Origin of the sequence: Candidatus Endoriftia persephonae (assembly GCF_023733635.1) — a bacterium.
Lineage (GTDB): Bacteria > Pseudomonadota > Gammaproteobacteria > Chromatiales > Chromatiaceae > Endoriftia > Endoriftia persephonae.
This window is the reverse complement of sequence record NZ_CP090569.1, coordinates 167,314-193,379: the sequence shown is the minus strand read 5'-3', so window position 1 is coordinate 193,379 and position 26,066 is coordinate 167,314. Positions and strand designations below refer to the sequence as shown.

General features: G+C 60.1%; 17 protein-coding genes. 6 read left to right on the top strand and 11 right to left on the bottom strand.

Annotated features, from left to right (window positions below):
- Nucleotides 1-101: 101 nt before the first annotated feature.
- The 8 genes from L0Y14_RS00850 to def form a co-directional block, all read right to left on the bottom strand.
- Entirely contained in the window at nucleotides 102-1,553 is a 1,452-nt protein-coding gene (locus tag L0Y14_RS00850) for a TrkH family potassium uptake protein (RefSeq protein ID WP_005964342.1), read from the bottom strand.
- Between the two features lie 14 nt (nucleotides 1,554-1,567).
- Nucleotides 1,568-2,941: a Trk system potassium transporter TrkA gene (trkA, locus tag L0Y14_RS00845; RefSeq protein WP_006474383.1), complete on the bottom strand. Its 1,374-nt coding sequence runs from the start codon at nucleotides 2,939-2,941 to the stop codon at nucleotides 1,568-1,570.
- A gap of 163 nt (nucleotides 2,942-3,104) precedes the next feature.
- The gene (locus tag L0Y14_RS00840; RefSeq protein WP_005964336.1) at nucleotides 3,105-4,472 is read right to left on the bottom strand and encodes a sigma-54-dependent transcriptional regulator; all 1,368 of its coding nucleotides are present in this window, start codon (nucleotides 4,470-4,472) and stop codon (nucleotides 3,105-3,107) included.
- A complete protein-coding gene (locus L0Y14_RS00835) occupies nucleotides 4,469-6,643 on the bottom strand; it encodes a sensor histidine kinase (protein WP_040819214.1) in 2,175 nt (724 codons plus the stop codon). Before L0Y14_RS00835 ends, L0Y14_RS00840 begins: the two co-directional genes overlap by 4 nt.
- A complete protein-coding gene (locus L0Y14_RS00830) occupies nucleotides 6,625-7,176 on the bottom strand; it encodes a DUF4390 domain-containing protein (RefSeq protein WP_006474385.1) in 552 nt (183 codons plus the stop codon). The genes L0Y14_RS00835 and L0Y14_RS00830 overlap by 19 nt, the downstream gene beginning before the upstream one ends.
- Nucleotides 7,173-8,498, bottom strand: coding sequence for a 16S rRNA (cytosine(967)-C(5))-methyltransferase RsmB (gene rsmB, locus L0Y14_RS00825; RefSeq protein WP_040819217.1), 1,326 nt, complete (start codon nucleotides 8,496-8,498; stop codon nucleotides 7,173-7,175). The genes L0Y14_RS00830 and rsmB overlap by 4 nt, the downstream gene beginning before the upstream one ends.
- Nucleotides 8,499-8,500: 2 nt before the next feature.
- Nucleotides 8,501-9,439 (bottom strand): methionyl-tRNA formyltransferase, encoded by a 939-nt coding sequence (gene fmt / locus L0Y14_RS00820; RefSeq protein WP_006474387.1) that lies wholly within the window; start codon nucleotides 9,437-9,439, stop codon nucleotides 8,501-8,503.
- Between the two features lie 122 nt (nucleotides 9,440-9,561).
- On the bottom strand, nucleotides 9,562-10,092 hold the full coding sequence (gene def / locus L0Y14_RS00815; RefSeq protein WP_039960340.1) for a peptide deformylase: 531 nt from the start codon (nucleotides 10,090-10,092) through the stop codon (nucleotides 9,562-9,564).
- Between the two features lie 288 nt (nucleotides 10,093-10,380).
- Between def and L0Y14_RS00810 the strand changes: the two genes are divergently transcribed.
- The 4 genes from L0Y14_RS00810 (at nucleotide 10,381) to topA (ending at nucleotide 15,451) form a co-directional block, all read left to right on the top strand.
- A complete protein-coding gene (locus L0Y14_RS00810) occupies nucleotides 10,381-11,427 on the top strand; it encodes a LysM peptidoglycan-binding domain-containing protein (RefSeq protein WP_005964308.1) in 1,047 nt (348 codons plus the stop codon).
- A gap of 30 nt (nucleotides 11,428-11,457) precedes the next feature.
- Entirely contained in the window at nucleotides 11,458-12,582 is a 1,125-nt protein-coding gene (dprA, locus tag L0Y14_RS00805) for a DNA-processing protein DprA (RefSeq protein WP_005964306.1), read from the top strand.
- A gap of 27 nt (nucleotides 12,583-12,609) precedes the next feature.
- Nucleotides 12,610-13,086, top strand: a complete 477-nt coding sequence (locus tag L0Y14_RS00800) for a Smg family protein (RefSeq protein WP_005964303.1) — start codon at nucleotides 12,610-12,612, stop codon at nucleotides 13,084-13,086.
- Nucleotides 13,087-13,156: 70 nt separating this feature from the next.
- Nucleotides 13,157-15,451, top strand: a complete 2,295-nt coding sequence (gene topA, locus L0Y14_RS00795; RefSeq protein ID WP_006474388.1) for a type I DNA topoisomerase — start codon at nucleotides 13,157-13,159, stop codon at nucleotides 15,449-15,451.
- A gap of 333 nt (nucleotides 15,452-15,784) precedes the next feature.
- On the opposite strand, the gene L0Y14_RS00790 is transcribed toward topA, so the two are convergent.
- The 3 genes from L0Y14_RS00790 to L0Y14_RS00780 are packed head-to-tail and all read right to left on the bottom strand — an operon-like array spanning nucleotide 15,785 to nucleotide 16,608.
- A complete protein-coding gene (locus L0Y14_RS00790; RefSeq protein WP_139042125.1) occupies nucleotides 15,785-16,153 on the bottom strand; it encodes a hypothetical protein in 369 nt (122 codons plus the stop codon).
- Nucleotides 16,092-16,313, bottom strand: coding sequence for a hypothetical protein (locus L0Y14_RS00785; protein ID WP_006474390.1), 222 nt, complete (start codon nucleotides 16,311-16,313; stop codon nucleotides 16,092-16,094). The genes L0Y14_RS00790 and L0Y14_RS00785 overlap by 62 nt, the downstream gene beginning before the upstream one ends.
- Before the next feature lie 25 nt (nucleotides 16,314-16,338).
- On the bottom strand, nucleotides 16,339-16,608 hold the full coding sequence (locus L0Y14_RS00780) for a hypothetical protein (protein WP_006474391.1): 270 nt from the start codon (nucleotides 16,606-16,608) through the stop codon (nucleotides 16,339-16,341).
- Between the two features lie 74 nt (nucleotides 16,609-16,682).
- Between L0Y14_RS00780 and L0Y14_RS00775 the strand changes: the two genes are divergently transcribed.
- Nucleotides 16,683-16,892, top strand: coding sequence for a hypothetical protein (locus tag L0Y14_RS00775; RefSeq protein ID WP_006474392.1), 210 nt, complete (start codon nucleotides 16,683-16,685; stop codon nucleotides 16,890-16,892).
- Between the two features lie 797 nt (nucleotides 16,893-17,689).
- The gene (locus tag L0Y14_RS00770) at nucleotides 17,690-25,846 is read left to right on the top strand and encodes an Ig-like domain-containing protein (RefSeq protein ID WP_251859236.1); all 8,157 of its coding nucleotides are present in this window, start codon (nucleotides 17,690-17,692) and stop codon (nucleotides 25,844-25,846) included.
- Nucleotides 25,847-26,066: the final 220 nt, after the last annotated feature.

The window sequence follows — 26,066 nt, the reverse complement described above, 5'->3', positions numbered from 1 at the left end:
ATAGGATGGAAATGGCGGCCTGAATGATGATCAATCGCTTATTGAGAAGACTATAGCGAACAGGCAACAAAGCAGGGCGCGGAAATGAGAGATGTCATCTATTATTTTCGCCAGAAAGCAGGCGTAAGCAGCACCAGCAGGGTGAAAATCTCCAACCGCCCCAGCAACATCGCAAAACAGAGGATCCACTTTGCCGGATCGTTCAGCCCCGCATAGTTGGCACCGACCCCCGCCAGTCCCGGCCCCAGGTTGTTGATGCTCGCCGCCACCGCCGAGAAGGCGGTCATCAGGTCGAGCCCGGTCAGTGCCAGCGCCAGATACATCAGGGTGAAGCTGGCCATGTAGAGGGCAAAGAATCCCCACACCGCCTCCACCACCCGGGTCGGCACGGTCTTGCCGCCGATGCGGATCGGGATCAGCGCGCTAGGATGGATCAGTCGGTTGATCTCGCGAAAGCCCTGTTTGATCAGCAGTAGGAAGCGGATCACTTTGATGCCACCGCCGGTGGAACCAGCGCAGCCACCGATGAAGCTCGAAAACAGTAGTAGGATCGCGACGAACCCTGGCCAGAGCGAATAGTCAGCCGTGGTGAAGCCGGTGGTGGTACCGATGGAGACCGCCTGAAACAGCCCCTTGGTAAATGCCTCGCTCCAGTCGGTATAGGTGCCCATACCGTAGAGCGCCAGGGTGACAGCGAGAAACACCAGCCCCAGACTGGTCAGATAGAAGAGGAACTCGCTATCCGCCAGATAGATCTTCAGGGAGCGCCGCCGCACCGCCACAAAGTGGAGCGCAAAATTGGCCCCGGAGAGCAGCATAAAAACCACCGCCACCATCTTTATCAGGGTGCTATCGAAATACCCCATGCTGGCGTCGTGGGTGGAGAAACCGCCAATCGCCACCGTGGAGAAGGCGTGCCCCACCGCATCGAACAGGCTCATGCCCGCGCCCCAGTAGGCGAGGGCGCAAGCAATGGTCAGCCCCAGATAGATCAGCCACAACGCCTTTGCCGTCTCGGTGATACGTGGCGTCAGCTTGCTATCCTTCATCGGCCCGGGGGTTTCAGCCCGGTAGAGCTGCATACCACCGATCCCGAGCATCGGCAGCACCGCCACCGCCAGTACGATGATGCCCATACCACCAAGCCACTGTAGTTGCTGTCGATAGAAGAGGATCGAAGGCGGCAGATGGTCGATGCCGACAATCACCGTCGCGCCAGTGGTGGTGAGACCGGAGATCGACTCAAACACCGAGTCGGTAAGCGACATCCCAGTCTGGGCCGCCAGCAGAAACGGCAGGCTTCCAGTCAACCCGAGTACCGTCCAGAACATCACCACCACCAGGAAGCCATCGCGCACTCGCAGCTCCTGACGCCGCCCCCGCACCGGCAGCCAAATCAACACTCCAAGCCCCAAGGTAAGCATAAAGCCATCGGTAAAACCGATGAACGCACCGTCCCAATACCAGAGTGAGACCAACATCGGTGGGATCATGGTCAGGCTGAATACCATCAGCAGGATGCCGAGAATACGTTGAACCACGGTGATATTCATAGCCAGAGCTGCCCCTAGAGGAAGGTAATCCCCACCTGAAACAGCTTCTCCACAGCACGAATCTGACGCTTGTCGACCAGAAACAGGATCAGATGATCGCCGCTCTGGATCACCGTATCGTGGTGAGCGATCAGCACCTCCTCACCGCGCACCACCGCGCCGATGGTCGCCCCCTTGGGCAACTTAATCTCCTCGATCGCCCGCCCCACCACCTTGGAGGAACCGGGATCACCATGGGCCACCGCCTCGATCGCCTCCGCCGCGCCGCGCCGCAGCGAATGCACCATCACCACATCACCGCGCCGCACATGGGTCAGCAGGCTGCCAATGGTCGCCTGCTCCGGTGAGATGGCGATGTCGATCGGGGCGCTCTGCACCAGATCTACATAGGCGGCGCGGTTGATCAGGGCCATCACCCGACGCGCACCGAGGCGCTTGGCCAGCATCGCCGAGAGAATGTTTGCCTCGTCGTCATTGGTGATGGCGCAGAACACATCGGTGTTCTCGATGTTCTCCTCCAGCAGCAGGTCTTCATCCGCCGCATCACCGTGCAACACAATGGTGGTGTCGAGCCGCTCAGCGATCTCCCGCGCACGCTGCTGATTCTCCTCGATCAGCTTGACCCGATAGCGGCGCTCTAGCGCCTGCGCCAGGCGCCGACCGATATTCCCCGCCCCGGCGAAGATCAAGCGCTTATAGGGCTTCTCCAACTTGCGTAGTTCGCTCATCACGTCGCGAATATGCTCGGTGGCGGCGATGAAGAAGACCTCGTCATCCTCCTGGATCAAGGTGTCCCCCTGCGGGTTGATCACCTCCCCCTCCCGGTAGATCGCCGCCACCCGCGCATCGATCTCGGGGATATGCTCAAACAGCACGCTCAACCGGTTCCCCACCAGCGGACCGTCGTGATAGGCCTTCACCGCGACCAGCCGCACCAGCCCACCGGCAAAATCGAGCACCTGCAAGGCGCCGGGGTACTGAATCAGACGCAAGATATATTCAGTAACCAGCTGCTCCGGGCTGATCAACACATCCACCGGAAAGGAGTCCAGGGCGAAGATCTCAGGATAGTCGAGGTAGCCTTGGGCACGCACCCGGGCGATCTTGGTGGGGGTATGAAACAGGGTATAGGCGACCTGACAGGCAACCATATTGGTCTCGTCGCTATTGGTCACCGCCAGGATCATGTCGGCATCCTCACCGCCGGCACGACGCAGCACATCCGGATGGCCGGCGTGACCCTGCACAGTGCTCAGATCGAGCCGGTCCTGCAACTCGTGCAGCAGCTCGGCATTCTGGTCCACTACTGTGATGTCGTTCGCCTCGTGAACCAAAGCGTTGGCCACTGAGCGTCCCACCTGCCCGGCGCCCAGGATGATTATTTTCATTATCCTGCCAGTCGATTGATTGGTTACAGACTCTGCTCGAAGCAGAGGCCCCTTAGGATCCCAAGCCCAGCTCGCTGCCGTCGGTGGCGGTCATCTCTGACTTGGTCCATACAGGCGAATCTTAACCAATTTGCGAGTTGCCTGCGCGACAACCCACTCAGGCTCAGCGCCGCTCTTTGAGCTCGATCTCCAGGCCGCGCAGCTTGCGGTAGAGATGGGTCCTCTCCATGCCGACCTGTTTGGCCATGCGTGAGATATTGCCGCCGCTCTCACGCAGATGGTACTCCAGATAGGCTTTCTCAAACTTCTCACGGGCCTGGCGCAGCGGCAGTTCAAACGCCATCACCGCCTCCATGCCCTCGCTGGAGTGAATCTCTGCCGCCCCCATCGCCGTCTCCACCTCATCCTGGGTGATCTCATCCCCAGCGCCGAGGATCAGCAGCCGCTGCACCAGGTTTTTCAGCTCGCGCACATTACCGTGCCAGCTGTGGTTGCGCAGAAAGTTCTGCGCCCCCACGTTGAAGCGCCGGTAGGGCAGTTTGTCGTGGGCAACAAACCAGTCGACATAGAAGTTGAGCAGATCCGGCACATCTTCGGGGTGCTCGCGCAGTGGCGGCACATGCAGCGGCACCACGTTGAGGTGATAGAAGAGGTCCTCGCGAAAGCGCCCCTGCTTGACCTCTTCTTCGAGATTTCTCTGGGTGGCGGCGATGATCCGCACATCGATCTTCACCGGGTCACTGCCGCCGACCCGCATGAAGGTACCGGTGTCGAGGGCGCCGAGCAGTTGGGTCTGCACCTCCAGGTCCATGTCGGCCACCTCGTCGAGAAACAGGGTGCCACCGGCGGCCTGCTCCAGCCAGCCGTAGTGGACACTGCCCCCCTCCTCGCTGCCGAACAGCTCATAGGCGGCGTTGCCGCGGGCGATGCTGGTCACGCCCAGATCAACAAACGGCCGATCCTTGCGCACGCTCTGACTGTGCAGGTAGCGCGCCAGAGTCTCGCGACCACTGCCCGACTCTCCAGTAATCAACACCCAGGTGTCGTGCTGCGCGATGCGCTTGACCTGCTCACGCAGGCGCTGCATCACCGGGCTCTTGCCGGTGGGTTCCTGCACCGGCGGTGCGTGGCGTCGCAGTCCGACATTCTCACGCTTCAGCTGGTCCGCCTCCAGCCCCCGCTCCACCGTCAGCAGCAGCTTTGCCAGCGACAGCGGCTTCTCCAGAAAATCGTAGGCACCGAGGCGGGTCGCCTCCACCGCCGTCTCCACCGTGCCGTGGCCCGACATCATGATCACCGGGCAGACCAGGCCATCATCCTCAGCCCACTCCTTGAGCAGACTGATGCCGTCGATATCGGGCATCCAGATATCCAGCAGCACCAGATCGGGGCGGCGCTCGCGCAGCGCCTGGCGTGCGCTGGCCCCATCCTCCGCCACCGCCACCTGGTACTCCTCGTCCTCCAGGATCTCCCTCACCAGGTTGCGGATATCGGGCTCGTCATCGACCACCAGGATGTGCGGGGCGCTCATAGTTCCTCTCCCTCCAGTTTCTCAAGCAACGGCAGCTGCACGATCATACAGGCCCCATCCTCGCAATTTTCGGCCCACACGATACCACTGTGCTCTTCGACGATCTTCTTCACAATCGCCAGCCCCAGCCCAGTGCCTTTCTGCTTGGTGGTGATATAGGGCTCAAACAGGTTCTTCAGGATCTGCTGGTCGAAACCGGGGCCATTGTCCTGCACCCGCATCTCGAACAGCCGATGGTCACTCTGCTCCACCACCCGCGTCTCCAGCCGCACGCAGCCATCCAGGCGTTCCGCCACCGCCTCCCGGGCATTCTTCAGCAGATTGTGCAGCAGCTGGCGTAGCCGTAGCGGATCGGCCTTCACCTCCACCTCAGCGGCCTCCAGTTGCAGCTCAAAACAGGTCTCTCCGCCATCCGCCCGATAGAGCTCCGCCACCTCCTCCACCAATGCATCGATGCGCACCGGCTTGGTCTCCATCTTCGGCGGACGGGCATAGTCGGAGAAGGCGTTGACCATCTCCTTCATCGCCTCCACCTGCTGCACGATGGTGTGGGTGGCCCGATCCAACACCCTGGCATCCTGCTCCGGCATGCTGCGTAGATATTTGTGGCGCAGCCGCTCAGCGGAGAGCTGGATCGGCGTCAGCGGGTTTTTGATCTCGTGGGCGAGACGCCGCGCCACCTCACCCCAGGCCGCATCCCGCTGGGCGCGGATCAGCATGGTCACATCGTCGAACAGGATCACATGCCCCTTGCGCCCGGCGGGCTGGGAAAACGGTAAGGTACGACAGATCAGTACCTTGCGTCCCTCACCGCCGTAGAGGGTCACCTCGCCCTGCCACTCCTCCTCCATATCCTGCAGCGGGCTCTGCAGGCTATCGACAAACTGACGCAGCGCACTCGACTCTTGGGCGAAGGCCTGCAACGGCTGTCCCTGAAAACGGGTAAAACTGACGCCAAGAATCTTGCCGGCAGCCGCATTCGCAGTACGCAGATGACACTCCGCATCCACCGTCACCACCCCGGAAGAGAGCCGCCCAAGCACCGTTTCCAGATAGGCGCGCTGCCCCTCCACCTCGCGCTGGCTACGCTCCGCCAGGTCCATCGCCTTGGCGATGCGCCGGGTCATGGTGTTGAAGGAGGTGACCAGAAACGCCAGCTCGTCGGCGAGCCGCGGCACCGGCAGCTGGCGGTCGTAGTTGCCCTCTGCCACCGCGCGGGTGCCCTCAGCGATGTTGGCGATCGGAGCCACCATGCGGCGCGCCGAGAAGAACGCCATCCAGACCGCCGCCAGCATCGCAAACACCAGCACCAGCAGCAGCGTCAGCGAGAAGTTGCGCTTCAGCGACTGGCGCAGAAAGGCCAGCTCCTTGTAGCGGTTGTAGGCCAGCTCAAGCTTCTCTGAGAGCGCGCTGACCCGCGCCGAGGTGGGGTAGAGCCCCTGCAGGATCAACGAGCGCCCCATCGGGTCGTGCACCGCCACCCGCACCATCAGCACATCCCCCTCCTGGTCCAGCCCCACATAATCATCACCACTGCGCATCTGCTGGCGGATCTCTGAACTTAGGGTACTCAGCGCAAGCACTGTGGGATCTTCGTTGGAGTAGGCAATCACCTGCCCCGACAGGTCGGTCAGCACCAGCTCGATCGCCCCCGACTTCCGGCGCAACTCGTCGATGGCCAGCGCCAGCGCCGACTCCGAGGCGTCATCGATGCTCGCCATCAGGTTCTCGGTGAACTTCAGCAGCACCCGCTGATTCAGATTGAGCGAGGTCTGCCCCAGTTCCCGTGCATCCTCCATCGCCTCATCGATCTGCACATCGAACCAGGCATCGATGCCGCCCTGCAGGAAGCTGAAGGAGTAGTAGTAGACCACCCCCACCGGCGCCAGCGAGATCACCACAAACATCAGCACCATGCGCAGGGTAAGGCGAGCGCCGGCGCGGTGGCGCAGATACTGGCGAATCAGGCGCACCGTGTTGAAGGCAATCAGCCCGACCAGCACCACCAGGCCGCTCAGGTTGACCAGCAGCAGCGGCACAAAGTAGCGGCTCAGCTCGGCGGAGTTCTGCACCGCGCTGCTCATCAGGTGCAGCGATACCAACAGCAGAATCAGCAGCACCCCTACCGAGAGGCCGCCCAGTCGCATGCGTCTTAGGGTCGTAACGGCCATTGTCTCCACCCACTCGAAAGTCGCCACTCAGAATTGAGATAGGCCAGCGGCCGTAGCGGCAACGGCAACGACTCGATATCGAGCGATGCCTTCAGCCAGACCAGGTACTCCTTACCCGGCTCCAGCTGGGCTCTGTCGAGCAGCGCCAGGCCATTGATCTCGCCGAGGGCGCTGATCGCTGCGTCGCGGGTGACGAAATTGCGTTCCTCCCCCTCCTGCAGATCAACCACGCGAAACAGCTCGGTGATAGCGTTGTAGCGTATCTGATAGCGCATCCGCTTGTTGAGCAGCCAGGGCTCCCAGAAGCGCGCGCCACTCCACTCCACCCGCACCAGCAACTCGAAGGTCAGTGGCACGCCATTGTCGAGCGCCTCCAGCGCCGCCTCACTCAGGCGATAGTCGATATGCGTATTGAGCTGGTAGAGCGCCTCATCCGCCTCGAACTCAACCTTCTCGATGAGAAACTCCGCAGCGCTGCAGAGGCTGCCCCAGCAGAACAGTAGCAGCGCCAGCCAGTGCCTTTTGCGCCTCACCCCGGCACCCTCTGCAGACGTGCGTAGTAGAAACCGTCCATGCCATGCTGGCCCGGGGCAATCTGCCGGCCAACACAGCGCGGCTCGCCCCAGCCGGCCTCGATCGGCTGCTCGCGGGCATCACCGCAGCGCTGCAGGAAGGCTTCGAGCTGCTGTTCGTTCTCCTGCGGCAACAGCGAACAGGTGGCGTAGAGTAGCAGCCCACCGGGTTTCAACAGCGGCCAGATCGCATCCAGGATCTGCCCCTGCAGCCGGCCCAGCCGGTCGATATCCGCCTCGCTACGCAGATATTTGATGTCGGGGTGACGCCGCATCACGCCGGTGGCGGAACAGGGCACATCGAGCAGGATGCGGTCATATTGGCGCTCGGCCCAGCGGCCCTGTGGATGGGCCGCATCGCCAGCCTGCAGCTCAGCCTGCAGGCCGAGCCGCTGCAAATTCTCCGCCACCCGCTGCAGCCGCTGGGGATCGAGGTCGATCGCGGTGAGCCGGAGATCATCAGCCAGCTCGAGCATGTGGCCGGTTTTGCCGCCAGGGGCGGCGCAGGCATCCAGTACCCGCTGGCCGGGCTGCAGCTCGAGCAGTGGCGCGGCCAGCTGAGCGCCACCATCCTGCACCGAAACCGCCCCATCACTGAAGCCGGGCAGTTCCAACACATCCACCGGTCGCTGCAGCGTCAGCCCGCTCTCGGTGTGGGGAACCGGCTCAGCAGTGATCTGCTGCTCCCACAGTCGTTCCAGGTAGTCGCCCCGATCCACCTGGCGACAGTTGATCCGCAGACTCATCGGCGGGCGGGCACTGAGCGCGGCGATCCGTTCCTGCCAGCTATCCGGCCAACGTTGTTCGATCCGTTGCAGCAACCAGTCGGGCATGGCGTAGCGACTGCTTGGCTGCCGATCGACCTTTTCCTGCAACACTGCCTGCTGGCGCTGAAAGTTGCGCAACACGCCGTTGATCAGCCCCACGCCCCAGCGTTTGCCCAGCCGGCCTGCAGCACCGGCGGTCTCATGGATCGCCGCATGCGCAGCGACACGCATCTCACTCAGCTGATAGAGGCCGATCAGGATCAGCGCCTGCAGGTCTTGATCCTTCGCCTTAAGCGGCTTTTTCAACAGCAGGCCAACCAGCGCCTGCAGGCGTGGATAGCCGCGCATCACACCGTAGCAAAGCTCTTGAGCCAAGGCTCGGTCGCGGGGGTCGTCGAGTCCATTCAGCCGCTCGGGCAGCAGATCGGAGAGGGAGCGCCCTTTAAGTACATCCCGCAACACCCGGGCCGCGATCAGGCGCGGATCAGCTGCCGATTTACGCTGCGTCGCCAGCATCTTCAACCCAACACCACGCCGTCGATCTGGTGGGCGTTGAGAAAGTCGGCCACCTGCATCGCCCGTTTGCCCGGCATCTGCAACTTTTGGATACGCAGCAGGCCCTCACCGGTGGCCACGTCGATGCCTACCTTGCCAGCGGCGACGACAGTGCCAGGCGGCTGCGCGCTCTGCTCATCCAGCGGCTGTGACTCCCAGATTCGCATCACCTTGCCGGCAAAATCGGCCTGAGCCACCGGCCAGGGGTTGAAGGCACGCACCTGGCGGTCGATTTCAACGGCACTACGCTGCCAGTCGATACGGCTCTCCTCTTTTGTCAGCTTACTGGCGTAGCTCGCACGGGCATCGTCCTGCGGCTCGGCTACAGCGCTGCCATCGGCCAGCGCAGGCAGCACCTCGAGCAACGCCCGTGCGCCCAGTTCGGCCAGCCGGTCGTGCAGACTGCCGCCGGTCTCCTCGGCGGTGATCGGACATTTGAGGATGTGCAGCATTGGCCCAGTATCGAGCCCTGCCTCCATCTGCATGATGGTCACGCCCGACTCCTGATCACCGGCATGGATTGCGCGCTGGATCGGTGCGGCACCGCGCCAGCGCGGCAGCAGCGAGGCGTGGATATTGATGCAGCCCAGTCGCGGCGCATCCAGCACCGCCTGAGGCAGCAGCAGGCCGTAGGCCACCACCACCATCAGATCAGCCTGCAACTCCGCCAACGCCTGCTGATCAGCCTCAGCCTTCAGGCTTTTCGGCTGGCGCACCTCAATGTTGTGCTGCAGCGCCAGTTGCTTCACCGGGCTGGCCGCCAGTTTGCGGCCGCGCCCTGCCGGGCGGTCAGGCTGGGTGTAGACGGCGATCACCTGATGCTCACTGGCAAGCAACGCCTGCAGCGCCTCAGCGGCAAAATCGGGGGTGCCGGCGAAGATGATCTTCAACGCTTTATTCATCCTGGGTTTCCTGCATCTGGGCCGCCATCTCTCGCAATCACAGTTTGGGATCGGTGTCTCAGCAATCTTCGTGGCGGCGATCGAAGATGGCGGGGAGCGGACACCGATACGGGTTCAACCACTCAGATCACCTTGTGCTCTCCATCGTCTGTGCTGCGCAATCGGCTCTCTTTTTCGAGCCGCTTGCGAATGCGCTGACGCTTCAGGCTGGAGAGATAGTCGACAAAAAGCTTGCCATTCAGATGGTCGATCTCATGCTGTATACAGACCGCCAACAGGCCTTCCGTCTCCAGTTCGAAGGGCGCTCCATCCCGGTCGAGCGCTCGTACGCTGATCCGTGCGGCACGTTTCACCGATTCGTAGATGCCGGGCACCGAGAGACAGCCCTCGTCCATCTTCTCCTCGCCCTCTTTACTCAGGATCTCCGGATTGATCAGGCAGAGCGGCTGGTTTTTCTCTTCGCTGAGATCGATGACGATGATCTGCTTGGCCACATTCACCTGGGTCGCGGCCAAGCCAATGCCGGGGGCTTCGTACATGGTCTCAAACATGTCATCCACCAGCTTGCGGATGGCATCGTCAACCTGGCTGACCGGCTTCGCCTTGTTGCGCAGCCTAGAATCGGGGAAGTGGAGTATGTCGAGAATTGCCATGGATTGTTCCAGTGTCGTCAGGCCCTGCAGTCGCTCACTCTTGCGGGCGGTCATTTGAATAGCCGATATAGCGGAAGGTAAATAATGTTGAAAGTCAAAGGATCTTCATCTTGCTTTGCCGACCCCGCAGCCCCTTCGCCCGGTACAGGGTGTAATTTGCGGGCATGCTATGGAACCGACGCAAGAAATTGCGCTAACATTATGATCATATTGAAATCCGGGGGCAATTTCCGGCAAGAACTCCGCAGATGGCGGACACATCGCTGTTTGGTCGCATAGGGAATCAACATGTCTTATTTTAGCCACAAACCCGTAGGAATACTCCTCGGACTGCTGTTTTCCTTCGTTGCGCTGGCAGCAGAGCCGATCGCCCTGGACGAGGACCATCCCAGCCGCTATACGGTGCTGGAGGGTGACACCCTGTGGGATATTGCCGATCGTTTCCTGCGCGACCCCTGGCGCTGGCCCGACATCTGGTATGTCAATCCCGAGATCAGCAACCCGCACCTGATCTACCCCGGCGACGTGATCCTGCTGACCTATCAAGACGGCCGCCCGGTTCTTACCCTCGAACGCGACCGCCCCGGCAGGGGCAAACTCTCACCTCATATCCGCGCCACCCCGCTCGATACCTCTATTCCCCTGATCCCGATCGACGCCATCGCGCAGTTTCTCACTCGCCCCTACGTGATGGAGAAGGATCAAATGGAGAGCGCGCCTTACATCGTGCACTTCCTCGACGATCACATTATCGGTGGCGCCGGTGTCAGCTTCTATGCCCGCACCATCGAGCAGCAGGACCCCGGCAAATATGAGGTCATACGCCCCGGCAAGCCTTACAAGGATCCAGCCAGCGGCAAGATCCTGGGGTATGAGGCCAGCTATATCGGCCCCGCCGAACTGCTGCGCAGTGGCGACCCGGCCAAGCTCCAGCTACAGCGTTCGAAGATGGAGGCGATAATCGGCGACCGCCTGCTACCGGTTACTAAAGGGGTGCCACTGCACAGCTTCCAGCCATTGAACTTCGAAGCCCCCCTCGAAGGCCGCATCATCTCAGTGCTCAACGGCGTCTCTCAGATCGGCCAGTACAACGTAGTGGTGCTCAACAAGGGCGCCAGTGATGGTCTCAAGCCCGGCCATGTACTGGAGATTTTGCAAGGTGGCGACGAGATTCGCGACGTCGTCGCCGGTCGTGGCGAGACCGTGAAACTGCCACTGGAGAAGGCTGGCCTGCTGATGGTCTTCCGCACCTTTGAGCAGGTCAGCTTCGCACTGGTAATGCATACCACCAAACCCCTGCACATACTCGATTGGGTACGCCCCCCCGAGGAATAGCGCAGTCTGCAGGCACGAGCGCCGCAAGTCATGGAGGACGCTAGCGTCCTATCGGAGCAAACGGTTGCGTGGCTGCGCGTCAGCCTCGCCCCTGGCGTTGGCCCGCGCACCTTTCTCAAGCTGCTGGAGCAGTTCGACTCTCCCGCCGCTATTCTCCATGCCGACACGCCAGCGCTGCGTCAGTGCGGCCTTGGCGAAGCGGCCATCTCCGCCCTCAAACAGGCTGATTCCCCACTCCTGAATGCCTGTCTGGAGTGGGCATCCATCACCGGCAACCAGCTGCTCACGCTTGACCAGCCAGCTTATCCACCATTGCTGAAGGCGATCCATGATCCGCCCCCGTTGCTCTTCGTAACTGGCAACCCGGAGCTGCTCTCCACCCCGCAGCTGGCCATAGTGGGCAGTCGCAACCCCACCCCCGGCGGCATTCGCAATGCCGAGAGTTTCGCCGAGTTCCTTGCCGCCTGTGGCATCACCATCACCAGCGGACTGGCCATCGGCATTGACGGCGCCGCCCATCGCGGTGCGCTGCGCAGTGGCGCTACCTTGGCGGTCTGCGGCACCGGTCTCGACCGGGTCTACCCAGCCCGGCATCGCCAGCTGGCACGCCAGATCGCCGAGCAGGGTGTACTGGTCTCCGAGTTCCCCCCCGGCACCGCCGCCCTGCCTCAGAACTTCCCACGCCGCAATCGCATCATCAGCGGCCTCTCCGCCGGCACCTTGGTGGTCGAGGCCGCCCCCAAGAGCGGCTCGCTAATCACCGCCCGCACCGCCCTGGAGCAGGGGCGCGAAGTGTTTGCCATCCCCGGCTCGATCCACAACCCACAGGCCCGTGGCTGTCATGCACTGATCAAACAGGGCGCCAAACTGGTGGAGACCGCACAGGACTGTGTCGACGAACTCGCACCACTGCTTGGCCTCAGCGCTGAACCGCCCGCCGGCCAGGAGGCCATCGCCAATTCTCACCACTGGCAGCTCGATGACGACTACCATAGTCTGCTCGAAGCCATGGGATACGACCCGACCTCCCCGGATGAATTGATCACCAAAACAGGTTTGACCGCGGAGGTGGTTTCCTCCATGCTGCTATTGCTTGAGCTGGAAGGATATGTATCATCAGCAGCCGGCGGCCTCTACTGCCGCACTAGAAAATGACTCCCGCCGCGGCGGAAGAGAGAGAAGATGAACGAAAACGTGGTCGACATACTGATCTACCTCTACGAAAACTATATGGATGGTGAGCAGTCACCGCCGACCGATCAGAATACTCTTCGCGACGAGCTGACCCAGGCCGGCTTTGCCGCCACCGAGATCGACAAGACTTTCGACTGGCTCGACGAGCTGGCCGACCACGCCTACCGGCCACCGAGCGTCAGCCACAAGGCGCACTCCCTGCGCATCTTCTCCGAAGAGGAGCAGGCGCGCCTCGACACCAACTCCCGCGGCCTGCTGATGTTCCTCGAACAGAATGAGATCCTCAACCCGGAGGGACGCGAGCGGGTAATCGAACGGGCACTGGCCCTCGACACCCCCTTCATCAGCGAGGAGGAGTTGAAATGGATCGTGCTGCTGGTGCTGATGAACCAGCCCGGCCAGGAAGCCGCCTTCGCCCGTATGGAAGATATGGTCTACAACGAATCCCCCGTCTTTATCCACTGATAAAGATCCAACCATCCCGTGCCCTCAGCGCGGGAGCTGGATCCTGCATCTGCTCCAAGCCTAGCCATTCATGAACCTAGTCATCGTAGAGTCCCCAGCCAAAGCCGGGACGATCAAAAAGTATCTGGGAAGCGGGTTTGAAGTCCTTGCCTCCTACGGTCATGTGCGCGATCTGATCCCCAAAGAAGGTGCCGTCGATCCCAATAACCACTTCGCCATGAAGTACCAGGTGATCGAGAGGAACGAGCGCCATGTGCAGGAGATCGCCAAGCTGCTGAAGCGCTCCGATGCACTCTATCTGGCGACCGATCCAGATCGCGAGGGCGAAGCGATCTCCTGGCACCTCACTGAATTGCTCAGAGAGAAGGGCAAGCTAAAGAACAAACCGGTCTACCGGGTGGTGTTCAACGAGATCACCAAGAAGGCAGTACAGGAGGCGATAGCCAACCCCAGGGAGCTAGCCCAGGAGCTGGTCGACGCGCAACAGGCACGCCGCGCCCTCGACTACCTGGTCGGCTTCAATCTCTCACCACTGCTGTGGAAAAAGATCCGCCGCGGCCTCTCTGCCGGCCGTGTGCAGAGCCCGGCACTGCGCATGATCGTCGAGCGCGAGCTGGAGATCGAGGCCTTCAAAGCCCGCGAATACTGGTCTATCGAGGCCGATACCAGCAAGGATCAACACCCCTTCAGCGCCAAACTGACCCACCTACAGGGCGACAAACTCAGTCAGTTCAGCATCACCGATGAGACCAGCGCCAAGGCCGCCGAAGCGACCCTGCTTGCCGCCGGCACAGATGGCCTGCAGGTGGTCAAGGTCGAAAAGAAACAGCGCCGCCGCAATCCGGCCCCGCCCTTCACCACCTCCACCCTGCAGCAGGAGGCGTCGCGCAAGCTCGGCTTTACCACCCAGCGCACAATGCGCACCGCCCAGCAGCTCTACGAAGGTGTTGATGTCGGCAACGGCACCGTCGGCCTGATCACCTATATGCGTACCGACTCGGTCAACCTGGCCGACGAGGCGCTTGACGAGTTCCGTGAGTTTATCGCCGAGCGCTACGGCAAGGATCAGATCCCCGATGCGCCGCGCCACTTCAAGACCAAGGCGAAGAACGCCCAGGAGGCCCATGAGGCGATCCGCCCCACCTCGGTGCTGCGCCTGCCAACCGAGATCAAGGACCACCTGAGCAAGGATCAGGCGCGCCTCTATGAGCTGATCTGGAAACGCGCCGTGGCCTGTCAGATGATCCACGCCACCATCCACACCGTAGCCGCCGACCTGCAGTGCGGCGAGGGCAACATATTCCGCGCCAACGGCTCCACCATCGCCAAGCCCGGCTTCATCGCCGTCTATATGGAAGGCAAGGACGATGCTGCAAAGGGTGACGGCGACGAGAAGATGCTACCGCCCCTGCAGGAGGGAGAGACAGTGGCGCTGAAGGCGATCCGCCCCGAACAGCACTTCACCGAGCCGCCGCCGCGCTTCACCGAGGCCAGCCTGGTAAAGACCCTGGAGGAGTACGGCATTGGCCGCCCCTCCACCTACGCCTCGATCATCTCCACCCTGCAGGACCGCGAATACGTCACCCTGGAGAAGAAGCGATTTCAGCCCACCGACGTGGGGCGAATAGTCAACAAATTCCTCACCGACCACTTCACCCAGTACGTGGACTACGATTTTACCGCCAAACTAGAGGACGAACTCGATGCAGTCTCCCGCGGCGAAGAGGCTTGGGTACCGCTGCTGGAGCGATTCTGGACCCCCTTCAAGGAGCGCATCGACTACACCCAGGAGAACGTCAAGCGCAGCGACGTGACCCACGAGGCACTGGATGAGAAGTGTCCCAAGTGCGGCGACCAGCTGTCGATTCGCCTGGGTCGCCACGGCCGCTTCATTGGCTGCAACAACTATCCGAAGTGTGACTACACCCGCGACCTGAACGCCGACAAATCAGAGCAGGATGAGCCACAGGTGGTGGAGGGGCGCAGCTGCCCCGAGTGCGGCTCCCCGCTGGTGATCAAACGCGGTCGCTACGGCAAGTTCATCGGCTGCTCCGGCTACCCCAACTGCCGTCACATCGAACCCCTGGAGAAACCCCAGGATACCGGCGTAAGCTGCCCCAAGTGCGGCAACGGCACCCTGCTGAAGCGCAAATCGAAGCGCGGCAAGATCTTCTACTCTTGTTCCACCTACCCCGACTGCGACTATGCGGTGTGGAACGAGCCGGTCGATGGCCCCTGCCCCCGCTGCGGCTGGCCGGTGCTGACCATCAAGACCACCAAACGCAAAGGCACCGAACGGGTCTGCCCGCAGAAGGAGTGCAGTTTTGCCGAGCCCTATGAGACGGAGCCATCCGACAAGCAGTAATCCATACCCGATTCAGGGCGCACGCCATGGAAGAGATCAAACAGGTAATCCGTAAACGCCAGTAGGCCAGCAACTAATAAACGGCTGCGATGGCCAACTCGCGACTGCCAGACAGTCTGTCAAGACGACTGACGCAAAGGGATCAACAAACTCGGCAATCCACCAAGGCGCATCCATTGGTTGGGCCGAGCCGACATAGCTTGGGCTTCGATCAATGACAAACGTCGACCAAAGACCGTCTATCTATAACAGTAGCTCATGCGATCGACGATCAGCCCCTGGCCATTGGTGACGGTGTCGATGGAGCCAAGCGTCCCGGTGCAGGTAGCGGGTCTAATCCGGTTTTGGTGTGACCGGGACACTGTCGCTCTTGCGCACATGGATCCCCACTAGCTGATTGTCGGCATAGACGAAGTATTTGTGCTTCACCTCACCGGTTGACTTATCGACGACCCGCTCGTAAGCCTTGCCGATGTAGAGGGTCTGCTCTTTATTCGTCTCTTTGCGGAAGCAGGCACGATCGGCGTCGTAATCGAACTCAACCCAGTGATTACCCTTTGCCAGCCGACTCGGCTTGTTGAAGCTAGTCCACTGAATCTCACGCCCGCCACCGGCGGTCATATTGCCGTTCTGGTCGTATCTATAGCCAGTATGGTGCGGGCCGGCGCTGGTCAGGGCGTGGGGGCCTGCGCCAGGCCTCACCACAGTCGTAGTCTCCCACATCAGACTTGAAGCTGATGTTGCCGTTGGCGTCGTAACGCAGGCTGATGCTGCGCCGATACTGCACGTTGTCGAGGGCATTGTAACTATAGACCAGACTGCGGATCTGCTTGCCATATTCGAAGCCGCTCTCTCTGCCCATCAGTTGGCCGGTACCGGCATGGTAGTCACGGATGGTGATCAGGCCATCGGCCAGTGCAGCTACTACTCAGCCGCCCGGCAGCATCGCGGCTAGTGGCCTGCCAGAAGGTGATATAGCCTGTGCTGGCCTTACCCAGCCGCTCCAGCACTGTGGTCTCTGCGCCGCTGTACCAGTGCGGGGCCTGGTGCTTTTCATCCTCGATCAGGTCCGCCAGCACCAACAGTTGGTTAGCCATCTCATAGGTGTTATCGGCGTGATTGCTCAGGGCCTCGCTGACCGCATCAATCTCGCGCATGGTCTGGGCGAGGCTGGCGAGTAGTTCGGGATCGTAGAGGGGGCGGTATTGTTAACTGAGACTTCGATGTAGTCTTGCTGGCTGTCGGCATCGAAATCACCGAAGAAGAGGTGATCGCCGGTAGCCTGGAGGCTGAGCAGAAGATTCTGCCATTGGCTCAGGCTGATCAGTTGCAGCAGCTAACGCCCGGTGCCGCCGTCTTGCAGAATGCGGTAGTGTTGTTCGGGTTTGACCAGAATTCACTGCCCCCCCAAACCAAACATAATCCGCTCCTCTCCATTTGAGCGCACGATAGCGCCATCCACAATTCCGGCAGAAACAAAATGCAGCGGACGTCACTCAGACCGAGCTCCTGCTCCACGCTAAAGAAAGATCGGTATGGGGCAATGCTGGCTACATAGCGTGGAGCGCTCAAAGGGAGGGCCATGCGTCGCCGCCAAGTGAAGAAACTGGAACAGGGCAGCGCACTGTTCTACAGCTTTTTTACGCCGAGTAATCTTGTGATGGCCTTACGTTTGCGAGCACAATGCGCCCAAGCTGCGTCTTGAACCGGGGAAACGGCCAAAAAACGCCCAGATGTCGCAAAAAGCGGCATCCAACGGCCCAATTTCTTGAATGGCGCTCGAAAAACAATTTATTCTAAGCGGAATACGAAAAAATCGTCTGGTAACGGGAAGGCTGCCGAAACCTGTTAACTGATCAGTGTTTCCTTAATGTGAAAGTATTCGCGAATGGAATCAAAACGAACTTGGAATCAGAGTATGAGTTCATCATATTTGACTCAACTCAAGCGCCTGACCAACCCTGCTCTGACCACCTCCTTGAATGACTTACTCCAAAGGAACACTTGCATATGCGACGTGACACGCACAGCTGCCTAAAGGATTTTATTTCCCTTTTGTCTGGGATTGCCTGTTCAATCGCTTTCATATCACCGTCTTTGGTCCAGGCAACTCTACCGGGCTCAACTCTCGCTCAAGCTCCTGAGTTGCGGCAAATAGCCAGCACCGGCAATCCTGCCGGCAGCGCGCCATTTGCACCGACAGGATGGGAAGTTTTCTCGCTGGAAAACGCTGCACGGTTGTACAACGTCGGTCACGGTTTTCAGGTAACGATTAACCCAGAGCAGCTGGATCTGAAAACCGCAAAGGGAGATTCACTCACCCTATCGCTGTCAGCATGGGGTTATGAAGATGCGTTACAGCCGACTGCCAAGGGAAATATCAAGATCTCTGGCAACCGGGTGGATATCGATCATGGTCATGGTCTGAACGAGTGGTATCTGAACGGAGCGTTTGGCGTCGAACAGGGATTTACGCTCAGCCACGCTCCAGATGGCGCTCAAACTGGTTCGGGAAATCTGCGGGTTGACCTGAGTCTAGGTGGAAACCTGCGCCCGGAGATGGACGAGGAAGGACTGGTATTCAAGGATAGCAAGGGCAGGGTCCAACTCAGTTACGGTCAGCTGACCGCCTTCGACGCCGACGGCAACATCCTTGATGCGAAGATGGCCATCACAGAAGGTATGCTGCGTTTGAGTGTCGACGATTCCAACGCACGTTATCCGCTTGTCATCGACCCACTGCTGGAGGGGGATGTACAGGTAGCGCCTGACCACACCGACCGGCAACGAGGCGCTGATTTCGGATTCAGTGTCGCGATTGACGGCACCACTGCAGTGGTTGGCGCCTATCAGCATCCCGAACTCAACGGGGCGACCGGTGAGTACGGCGCCGCATTTGTGTTTGAAATCGACAGCAACAACAACTGGAACCAGGTGGCCAAACTGACCTCGCCTGCCCAAGAGACGGAGCGGTTCGGCTGGGCGGTTTCGATCAAGAACGATGTAATCGTCGCCGGCGCCCCCAAATACGACAATGGCGCAACCAGCCGGGCCGGGCGCGCCTTTGTGTTCGTCCGAGAGGGCGGCGTCTGGGGCCAGACACCGGTCGCTGAACTGACGCCCAATGACCCGGCGCCGGGGGCGCAGTTCGGCTACGCGGTGGATGTGGCCAATCCCCAGGGGGGTAATGACTACACTGTCGTGGTCGGAGCTTGGGGGGATGATAAGGACAATTACGACCCCAGTGACGACGGCGCGCAATCGGACCCCAATGAGTTCTGTTCCGGCATACGCTGCCGTAACGTCGGTTCGGTCTATCTGTTCCATTTTAGCGACGTCACTACCGGCACCTATACCAACAACGCCAGGACCAGCCTCAACGCCACCGCCAAACTGACCGACCTGGATGGCGACGGCGTATACGACACCTCCGCAGATTCAGACGACAAAGACGGCGATACTCTGGGTAACTCAGTGGCGATTTCAGCCGACGGCACGACGGTGGTGGCCGGTGCCTTTGGCGATGAGGACCTGAGCACCAGCAGCAATGGCAACGATGCGGGAGCCGTCTATGTCTGGCAAAAACCTAGCGGCTCCAACGGTTGGGCCGACTGGGATCACCTGGGTGAATCGGTCTCAGCCATGGATGAGACCCGCAAGATGGGATTTACAGGAATAATATACTCCGACCGGCTCGGTAATTCGGTCGATGTGAATTCGGATGGCTCCATCATCGTTGCCGGTTCCCGTGGCTATGACACAGGCACACAAAACAGTGTCGGCGCAATCTTTATGTATCTCGAGAGTAACTCCGACTGGAGCGGCAGCGGCATCCGCAACGAGGATTTGATGCTGAGGGATCTCGCGGGTGTCAGCGATGATCGCATCGGCACATCGGTCTCGATCTCACCAAACGGCAACATGGTGGTTGCCGGCCTGAGCGACACCAACAGACTCCATCCGGGACGCCCAGAGAAATCGATAAAGTGGAGCCGGCCAGCGGCTGGATGGGCCAGCGCATCCAGCCCCTATGATAATGACCAGGTGATCATCGCCTCCGACCAGCCGGCCAGCTGCACCGACGTGGATAACGCCGATTGCGATTATTTTGGCGCCTCCATGTCGAACGGCGTCTGGACCGACGGTGTTCGTGTCATTATCGGCGCAGCCGGGCACGGCGACATCTCCAGCACTCTTGAGCAATCAGGTGACGACAACCCGGGCAAGGAATTTGGCCTCGCCTATGTCTTCACGTCGGCCTCAGGACTCTCCTTCACCAAAACCGACAACGAACCCCTGCCCTTGCCGGTCACCCCCGGTGACACCTTCACCTACACCCTGCAGGTGATCAATAACTCCTCCGACTTCGATGCCACTAACGTAACCATCGTCGACAACCTACCAAATGAGGTCACTTACCAATCGGACGATGCGGGGTGTTCACATAATAATGGTACGGTGACCTGCAACATCAACGGCACCCTGGCCCGCGACGGGGCCGGCAGCGCCAATGTGAGCATTACCGTCAGCACCGCCTCCAATCTTCAGTATTCGATCAGCAACACCGCCACTGTCACTGCAGAGATGGGCGGCAATATCGACGACGCACAGGCCAGCGAAGATACACTGATCAACAACATTCCTACGGTCACAGCGGGACAGCGTATTGATATCGCCGAAAACGTGGCCAATCTGACATCGCTTGGACAGATCGCCGCCACCGACCTGGATTCCAACGCCACCCTGACCTTTTCGATCAGCTACGGCAACGAGGCGGGTATATTCACGCTCGACGCTAACACCGGTGAACTAACGGTAGCGGACAACTCCTCCATCGATGCGGAAAACACCACCAGCTACACACTCGGTGTTACCGTCAACGACGGCTACAGCGATTCAGAGACAACGGACATTACAATCGACGTCGCTGATATCAACGAATTCACCCCGGTGGTGAGCGGCGCCAGCATCAACCTCAGCGAAGACACAGCGGTCTCGACCCTGCTGCACACAGTGGTGGCCAGTGACAACGACGCCAGCGCCACACTGACCTATTCTCTGTTAACCGACGCTGGCGGAACATTCGGCATCAACGCGACCAGCGGCGAAATCTCTCTGCTGCAGCCGCTTGATTTTGAATCCACCACATCGTACGCCCTCGATGTGAAGGTGAGTGACGGTGACTTCAGCGACACCGCGGTGATTTCTGTCAATGTACTGAACGTGAACGAGACGCCGGTCACGGCAGATGACAGTTACGCCGCCTATTCAGGGATAGCGACTACCACCGGTAATGTTCTGAACAACGATGCCGACGAGGATGGAGATACTCTCTCCATCTCAGACTTTCAAAATCCTTCCGCCAACGGCGGCACGGTAGCCAGCCTTGGAGATGGCACCTTCACCTACACATCCGCTGCGGATTTTGCCGGGCAAGACACATTCACCTACCTGGTCAGCGACGGTAACGGTGGAACCGCCACCGCCACCGTTACCATGAACGTATCGGCCAACCCACCACCCACTGTTGTGGGCGATGCAGCCACCGTGGATGAGGGGGCATCGGTCAATATCGATGTGCTCAGCAACGACAGTGACGACAATGGACTCGATCCCACCACCCTGACCGTAACCACCCAACCCGCCTACGGCAGCGTCGTGGTACAGCCGAATGGTTCCATTGATTACACCCACAACGGTTCGGAGACCCTCTCCGACTCCTTCACTTATACCGTCCAAGATCTACTTGGTGCGGTGTCGAGCCCGGCCACGGTAACCGTCACGGTAACGCCACAAAACGACACACCGGCGGCGACTCCCCAGGCCGTCACCACAGCGGAAGATACCGCCGTTGCGATCACCCTCAGCGGTAGCGATGCTGAAGACGATCCGCTCACCTATACCGTTATCGGACAGCCTACCCACGGCACCTTGAGCGGCACCGCACCCAACCTGACCTACACGCCTGATCTGAATTTCAACGGCACAGACGCCTTTACCTTCAAGGTCAACGATGGCAGCGCCGATTCCACCGAGGCCAGCGTGAGCATCACGGTCGAACCGGTCCAGGATGCGCCAGTCGCAGACGCTCAGGCGGTCACCACGGCGGAAGATACCGCCGTTGCAATCACCCTCAGCGGTAGCGATGCTGAAGACGATCCGCTCACCTACACCGTTATCGGACAGCCCACCCATGGCGCCTTGATCGGCACCGCGCCCAACCTGACCTACACGCCTGACCCCGATTTCAACGGCCAGGATTCGTTCACCTTCAAGGTCAACGATGGCAGTGACGATTCCACCGAGGCCAGGGTGAGCATCACGATCGAACCGGTCCAGGATGCGCCAGTCGCAGACGCTCAGGCGGTCACCACAGCGGAAGATAGCGCCGTTGCGATCACCCTCAGCGGCAGCGACGCCGATAACGATTCGCTCACCTACACCGTTATCGGACAGCCCACCCATGGCGCCTTGATCGGCACCGCGCCCAACCTGACCTACACGCCTGATCTGAATTTCAACGGTCAGGATTCGTTCACCTTCAAGGTCAACGATGGCAGCGCCGATTCCACCGAGGCCAGGGTGAGCATCACGGTCGAACCGGTCCAGGATGCGCCAGTCGCAAACGCTCAGGCGGTCACCACGGCGGAAGATAGCGCCGTTGCGATCACCCTCAGCGGCAGCGACGCCGATAACGATCCGATCAGCTACACGCTGCTCAGCACCCCATCCCACGGCACCTTGATCGGCACTGCACCCAACCTGACCTACACGCCTGATCTGAATTTCAACGGTCAGGACTCGTTCACCTTCAAGGTCAACGATGGCAGTGACAATTCCACCGAGGCCAGGGTAAGCATCACGGTCGAACCGGTCCAGGATGCGCCAGTCGCAGACGCTCAGGCGGTCACCACAGCGGAAGATAGCGCCGTTGCGATCACCCTCAGCGGTAGCGACGCCGATAACGATCCGATCAGCTACACGCTGCTCAGCGCTCCATCCCACGGCACCTTGAGCGGCACCGCACCCAACCTGATCTACACGCCTGATCTGAATTTCAACGGCACAGACGCCTTTACCTTCAAGGTCAACGATGGCAGCGCCGATTCCACCGAGGCCAGTGTGAGCATCACGGTCGAACCGGTCCAGGATGCGCCAGTCGCAGACGCTCAGGCAGTCACCACGGCGGAAGATAGCGCCGTTGCGATCACCCTCAGCGGCAGCGACGCCGATAACGATCCGATCAGCTACACGCTGCTCAGCGCCCCATCCCACGGCGCCTTGAGTGGCACCGCGCCCAACCTGACCTACACGCCTGATCTGAATTTCAACGGTCAGGATTCGTTCACCTTCAAGGTCAACGATGGCAATGACGATTCGGTTGCGGCCACCGTCAGCATTAGCATCACCGCTAGCGCCGACGTTCCCGTCGCCGACGTACAGTCGGTCTCCACTGATGAAGACACCGCTGTCAATATTATTCTGAGTGGCAGCGACGTCGACGGCGATAGCCTGACCTTTGTGGTCATCGCCGAGCCCGCTAACGGAACGCTGTCAGGCACCGCACCCAACCTGACCTACACGCCTCATCCCGATTTCAACGGCACAGATGCCTTTACCTTCAAGGTCAACGACGGCGGCGCCGATTCCGATGCCGCTACGGTCGCCATTACCATCAACGCAATCAGTGACACACCCACCATCAGCGCCATAGGTGCGATCACAACCGATGAAGACAGCGCGACCGGTGCCATTGCCTTCGTGATCAATGACGCTGAAACAACGCCAGGCAACCTGGTGGTCACCGCATCATCCAGCAACCAGACCCTGTTGCCTGACGCAAACATCACCCTCGGTGGCAGTGGCGCAGATCGTTCGGTGAGCATCACGCCCGCCGCCCAGCAATCCGGATCGGCGGTGGTCACAGTAACGGTTGCCGACAGCGATGGTGAAAGCGTCAGTGAAAGCTTCAACCTGACGGTCAATACGATTAATGACGATCCCACCATCTCAGCGATCGCCGATCTCTCCATGGATGAGGATCAGGCCCCCATCTCTATTGCCTTTACCATTGGTGATGTCGAAACGGCAACGGCTGATCTGTACGTAACCGCGGCATCCAGCAATCCGCAGCTGTTTCCTGCTGCAAACCTCCAGCTTTCCGGCAGCGGAGCCAGCAGAAAAATCACGCTGACCCCCGCCGCCAACGCATCCGGAGCCGCCGCCGTAACGATCGCGGTTACCGATGGAGATAATGGCCGGACAATCGAGAGTTTTAACGTCAATATTGCGCCAATCAATGACGCCCCCGTTGCCAACGGCCAATCGTTGGCCGCCCTAGAGGACACTCCGCTAGGGATCACCCTGACTGGCTCCGACCTGGACAGTGATGCACTCACCTACCTGATTGTCACGCAACCCGCCCATGGCCAACTGAACGGTACGCCGCCCAGCCTAACTTATACCCCAGCGACCGATTTCCACGGCGTGGATTCATTTACCTTCAAGGCCAGTGATGGCCGTGCCGATTCCGCTACGGTCAGCATCAACATCACCATTGTCGAGCACAACGACGCGCCGGTCGCAACTGGCCAGACCATCACCGTTGACGAGGATAGCCCAGTTGCAATAGAGCTGGAGGGTACCGACGCGGAAGGTAACGCGCTCACCTTCACCCTGCTCAGCACTCCGCAACAGGGCACACTCACCGGCGAGGCCCCTTCACTAAGCTACACACCCCGCGCCAACTTCGCCGGGGCAGACTCGTTCACCTTCAAGGTCAATGATGGGATTACCGATTCAGCCGCGGCCAGCGTAACGATCAACGTCACTGCCATCCAGGACATACCGATTGCCGAGGCGCAGTCACTCACCACCGTGGAGGACGCGGCCATCGACATCGCCCTGAACGGAACCGACGCCGATGGAGATAGCCTCAGCTACGCTTTGGTCACACAGCCAGCTCACGGCAGCTTGAGCGGGACTGCTCCCAACCTGACCTTTACGCCGAATGCCGATTTCAGTGGCGAGGATCAACTCACCTTCACGGTCAACGATGGCAGCGACCATTCCGAACCAGCAACCGTGCGCATCACGGTGACGGAAAACAACCAGGCACCGGTACTGGCTCGTCAGGGCAACAACGGGCTGGTCACCGTTACCGGCCAGAGTGCGACACTCAATTTCGGCGTTACCGATGCAGACAGCACTGACAGTCACATTTTCACTGTATCGGCATCGGCACTGGGCACCACGACCATCGAAGGCTCGGACCTGATCTACAACGCCCTGAATGCGGGCAGCGAGACCCTGATCCTGACAGTGATCGACAGCCGGGGCGCAAGTGACACCATTGAACTGCCGGTAACGGTCAATGAAGCGACCGTCAACGACAACAACAGCGACGGTCTGAGTGACGAGCAGGCCAGCAGTGCCGGGCTTGACCCCGATTCCATCGACACCGACACCGACGGCGCACCGGATGTCCGGGAGATTGGCGACCCCGACCATCCCACCGACAGTGATGAAGATGGTGTTATCGACGCCCTGGAAACGGGAGATGGCGCTGTTGACAACAGCATCCTCGAGTTCATTGTTCCCCCTACCACCGCACATGACCTTGGTCTGGACGATCTGGCAGGAAAGAAAGTGACGATCTCCACCGAAAACGGGCAACTGATCGCGCACACTAGCGGTCAGAGCGGGCTTCCCATCTCCAATGAGACCGATCTGGAGGTTCCAGACGACGGTTACCACTTTCCACTGGGACTATTCGACTTCAGCATCACAGCGCCCTCCGGTAGCGCAACCGTGGTCTTCCAATTTCCATCCACGGTGAGCATTCCGCAAGACACCATCGTTCGTAAACTGGACAGCAGTGATACTTGGCAAACTTTCACCGCTGCGGTCATCGACCACACCGAGCGCACCATTACCATGACGCTCACGGATAACGATGCGTTCGATCGCGATGGAAGAAGCGGGATCATACGCGATCCCTGGGGCCTGGCTGTTACAACCGCAACGATCCCCGACAATACGGCTCCAACGGCAACCTCCCGGTCGCTCAGTGTCACCACAGGTTCGACACTCGCCATCACTCTCACCGGCAGTGACGCCGATGGCGACAGCCTGACCTACACCTTGGTCACCCAGCCTGCCAATGGCACATTGAGCGGCAGCGCACCTGATCTAAGCTACCGCCCCAATGATGGATTTACGGGGACAGACTCCTTCAGCTTCAGGGTCAGCGATGGAAAAACCGACTCCGCCGATGCGATAGTCACCATCCAGGTATATGAAGCATCATCAGGCGGCGGTGGCGCACTTAGCCCATGGCTGCTGCTCCTGCTGTTGCTAGCATCGAGACGGCGGTTCGGGTATATGCGGCAATAAACGTTAGGGAGCCTCTGATTCAGTCTGGACGAAATGGATTGTGATTCAGAATATTCAGATTCAAGGCGCAAATCGCACGTAAAGCTACCGCTCCCTGCTCACGCTCCTCCCCTACATCCCTGTAGGGGATAGCTGGCTATTACGAACGACTGTAGGGATGCAGGAGGTACGACCCCATGGATGGGAGTCGTGGACTGTTGGCCACTCGCGGAATTCACTT

Bases quoted from the DNA above. Each gene is read 5' to 3' on its own strand.
- L0Y14_RS00850 (WP_005964342.1), bottom strand. From the start codon at position 1,553: ATGAATATCACCGTGGTTCAACGTATTCTCGGCATCCTGCTGATGGTA.
- trkA (WP_006474383.1), bottom strand. From the start codon at position 2,941: ATGAAAATAATCATCCTGGGCGCCGGGCAGGTGGGACGCTCAGTGGCC.
- L0Y14_RS00840 (WP_005964336.1), bottom strand. From the start codon at position 4,472: ATGAGCGCCCCGCACATCCTGGTGGTCGATGACGAGCCCGATATCCGC.
- L0Y14_RS00835 (WP_040819214.1), bottom strand. From the start codon at position 6,643: ATGGCCGTTACGACCCTAAGACGCATGCGACTGGGCGGCCTCTCGGTA.
- rsmB (WP_040819217.1), bottom strand. From the start codon at position 8,498: ATGCTGGCGACGCAGCGTAAATCGGCAGCTGATCCGCGCCTGATCGCG.
- fmt (WP_006474387.1), bottom strand. From the start codon at position 9,439: ATGAATAAAGCGTTGAAGATCATCTTCGCCGGCACCCCCGATTTTGCC.
- def (WP_039960340.1), bottom strand. From the start codon at position 10,092: ATGGCAATTCTCGACATACTCCACTTCCCCGATTCTAGGCTGCGCAAC.
- L0Y14_RS00810 (WP_005964308.1), top strand. From the start codon at position 10,381: ATGTCTTATTTTAGCCACAAACCCGTAGGAATACTCCTCGGACTGCTG.
- dprA (WP_005964306.1), top strand. From the start codon at position 11,458: ATGGAGGACGCTAGCGTCCTATCGGAGCAAACGGTTGCGTGGCTGCGC.
- L0Y14_RS00800 (WP_005964303.1), top strand. From the start codon at position 12,610: ATGAACGAAAACGTGGTCGACATACTGATCTACCTCTACGAAAACTAT.
- topA (WP_006474388.1), top strand. From the start codon at position 13,157: ATGAACCTAGTCATCGTAGAGTCCCCAGCCAAAGCCGGGACGATCAAA.
- L0Y14_RS00785 (WP_006474390.1), bottom strand. From the start codon at position 16,313: ATGGGCAGAGAGAGCGGCTTCGAATATGGCAAGCAGATCCGCAGTCTG.
- L0Y14_RS00780 (WP_006474391.1), bottom strand. From the start codon at position 16,608: ATGCGCGAGATTGATGCGGTCAGCGAGGCCCTGAGCAATCACGCCGAT.